Source organism: Streptomyces bobili (assembly GCF_002154575.1).
Classification (GTDB): domain Bacteria; phylum Actinomycetota; class Actinomycetes; order Streptomycetales; family Streptomycetaceae; genus Streptomyces; species Streptomyces bobili.
The window spans coordinates 1-2699 of record NZ_MUBA01000865.1 but is presented as its reverse complement, the minus strand read 5'-3'; the positions used below and the strand labels follow the sequence as shown (position 1 = coordinate 2699).

At 72.2% G+C, this 2699-nt stretch carries 3 protein-coding genes; 2 read left to right on the top strand and 1 reads right to left on the bottom strand.

The window, feature by feature from the left end:
* Nucleotides 1-16 precede the first annotated feature (16 nt).
* Nucleotides 17-856, top strand: coding sequence for an amidohydrolase family protein (locus tag BZL64_RS38335; RefSeq protein ID WP_086773524.1), 840 nt, complete (start codon nt 17-19; stop codon nt 854-856).
* Here the strand turns inward: BZL64_RS38335 and BZL64_RS38330 are convergent.
* Entirely contained in the window at nt 844-2265 is a 1422-nt protein-coding gene (locus BZL64_RS38330; RefSeq protein WP_086773523.1) for a lipase maturation factor family protein, read from the bottom strand. The genes BZL64_RS38335 and BZL64_RS38330 overlap by 13 nt on opposite strands.
* Before the next feature lie 121 nt (nt 2266-2386).
* Between BZL64_RS38330 and BZL64_RS38325 the strand changes: the two genes are divergently transcribed.
* The coding region (locus BZL64_RS38325; protein ID WP_143663469.1) for a PAS domain-containing protein at nt 2387-2699 on the top strand (313 nt) is incomplete at its 3' end.

Below are 2699 nucleotides of genomic sequence, written 5' to 3'. Positions count from 1 at the left end.
CCCCACGGGAGCTGCCGTGACCGTCGACGCCCACCACCACGTCTGGGACCTGTCCGTACGCGATCAGGACTGGATCACCGGCGACGAACTCCAGCCGCTGCGCCGCGACTTCACCCTCGCCGACCTCGCACCCGAGGCCCGCGCCGCCGGGGTCGGCCGGACCGTCCTGGTGCAGACGGTCACCGTGGCCGAGGAGACCCCCGAGTTCCTCGCCCTCGCCGCCGGACACGACCTGGTCGCGGGCGTCGTCGGCTGGACGGACCTGACCCGCCCCGACGTCGGCGAGGAACTGGCCCGGCTGCGCGAACTCCCCGGCGGCGCCTACCTCAAGGGCGTCCGCCACCAGGTCCAGGGCGAACCCGACCCGGAGTGGCTGCTGCGCCCGGACGTACGCCGAGGACTCGCCGCCGTGGCCGCCGCCGGCCTGGTCTACGACCTGGTCGTACTTCCCCGCCAGCTCCCCGCCTGCGCACGGGCCGCCGCCCGGCATCCCGGACTCACCTTCGTCCTGGACCACCTCGGCAAGCCGCCCGTCGCCTCGGGCGACCGAGGACCCTGGGAGACGGACCTGCGCGCGCTGGCCGCCCTGCCCAACACCGTCGCCAAGCTCTCCGGCCTGGTCACCGAGGCCGACCCGGCCGGCTGGACGCCCGCCGACCTGCGGCCGTACGCCGAGACCGCCCTGGACGCCTTCGGCCCGCACCGGCTGATGTTCGGCTCGGACTGGCCGGTGTGCACCCTCGCCGCCCGATACGGCCAGGTCCTGGACACGGCCCGGCAACTGACCGGGCACCTGAGCGCCGACGAGAGCGCGCAGGTCTTCGAGACCACCGCCACCCGTGTCTACGGCCTCTGAGCCGACCCCGTGAGCCGTGTCGGCGGCAGGTACTCCCGCACGTACGTCCGTTCCCAGCACGCCCCCGTCTCCCGCAGCTCCCGCCAGGTCGTGTACCGGTAGCGGAAGAGGCGGGCGCGGATGTGGCGCGGGGGCTCGCCGGGCGGGAACGGGGAGCGGCGCAGCAGGCGGAGCGTGTCGCGGTCGTTCTCCAGCAGCCGCTCCACCAGCGCGCCGAACCAGGGACCGGCGTAGGAGGAGGAGAGGGCGGCGAACCACATCATCCAGTCCAGCCGCAGGTGGTAGGGGGCGAACTGGCGCGGCCAGCGCCGTGGATCGCCGGGCTTGCCCTTGAACTCGTACTCCCGCCAGTCGGAGTCCGCGCGCGGCACCTCGTCGAGGGTGCCCTCGATCACCACCTCGTGGCGGACCCGGCTGACGCTGCCGAAGGCGCCGTAGGTGTTGACCAGGTGGAGCGGGTCGAAGGAGCGGTTCATGACCTGCCGCCGCGAGAGCATGTTGAGCACCGGGCGGTGGCTGAGGAACAGCAGGAACGCGGCCACCGCCAGGACCACGACCACGTACCAGAGCGGGGCGTCGGGCGTGGCCGGTGGGTCGGCGGGGAGTTCGAGGGCGGGGACGGCCAGCACGATCGTGATCCAGTTGAGCCAGGAGAAGTTGCCCGACAGCACCAGCCACAGCTGGGTGAGGATCATCAGGGACGCGGCGGCCGTGGCGATCGGCTGCGGGGTGAAGAGCAGGAACGGCACGATCAGCTGGGTGACGTGGTTGGCGGCCACCTCCACCCGGTGCAGTGGCCTCGGCAGCCGGTGGAAGAACCAGCTCAGCGGGCCGGGCATCGGCTGCGTCTCGTGGTGGTGGTCCAGACAGGTGAGCTTGCGCCAGCAGGGATCACCGCGCATCTTGATCAGGCCCGCGCCGAACTCGACGCGGAACAGCAGCCAGCGCAGCAGGAACAGCACGACGATCGGCGGCGCCACCTCGTCGTTGCCGAGGAGGACGGCGAGGAAACCGGTCTCCAGCAGCAGCGACTCCCAGCCGAAGCCGTACCAGGTCTGGCCGACGTTGACGATCGACACGTACAGCGCCCACGGCACCAGCCACGCGAGCATGGCCGCCCACAGCGGCAGCAGCGAGTCCAGGCCCGCGATCAGCGCCGCCGACACCGCGCAGCCCGCCCAGGCGCACCCGGCGAAGAACCGGTCCGAACAGCGCCAGTGGAACACGCTCGGCGCCCGCCGGAACGGCACCCGCTCGACGAACCGGGCGACCGGCAGCATCCCGCGCTCGCCGAGCAGCGCACGGAACTGCAGCGCCGCCGTCACGAACGCGACCAGATACACGCAGGCCAGCGCCCGCTGGAAGACCGTCCGGCTCAGCCAGTAATCGGGTGCGGTGAACCACTCCACGCGGCTGCGCTCCTCTCCCGTTTCCCTGGCCCTGACACCCGCCGAGTTCCACGCCGGGACGCCTCACGCACGTGCTCCCCTCCCGGTCGAAGAATCGGGCGAATCCTGGCAAGGTGGGCGCATGGTTGATCGGGGAGCGAGCGCACTGTCCCTCCCGGACGACTGGCCCGCCCACCCGGACCCGATCCTGGCACTCAACCGCATGGGCGGCTTCGACTGGGACCTGGACACCGGCGTCTTCGCCATGGACGCCCGCGCCCACGAGATCTTCGACCTGACCCCCGAGGAGTACGACGGCAACCCGGAGAGCCTCTCCCCGCGCGTCCCGCAGGCCGAGTCCCTGCGCCTGGACACCCTGGTGACCCGGGCCATCAAGGACGGCAGCGAGAACTACGGCGCCTACTTCCGCATCCGCCGCCGCGACGGCGGCCTGC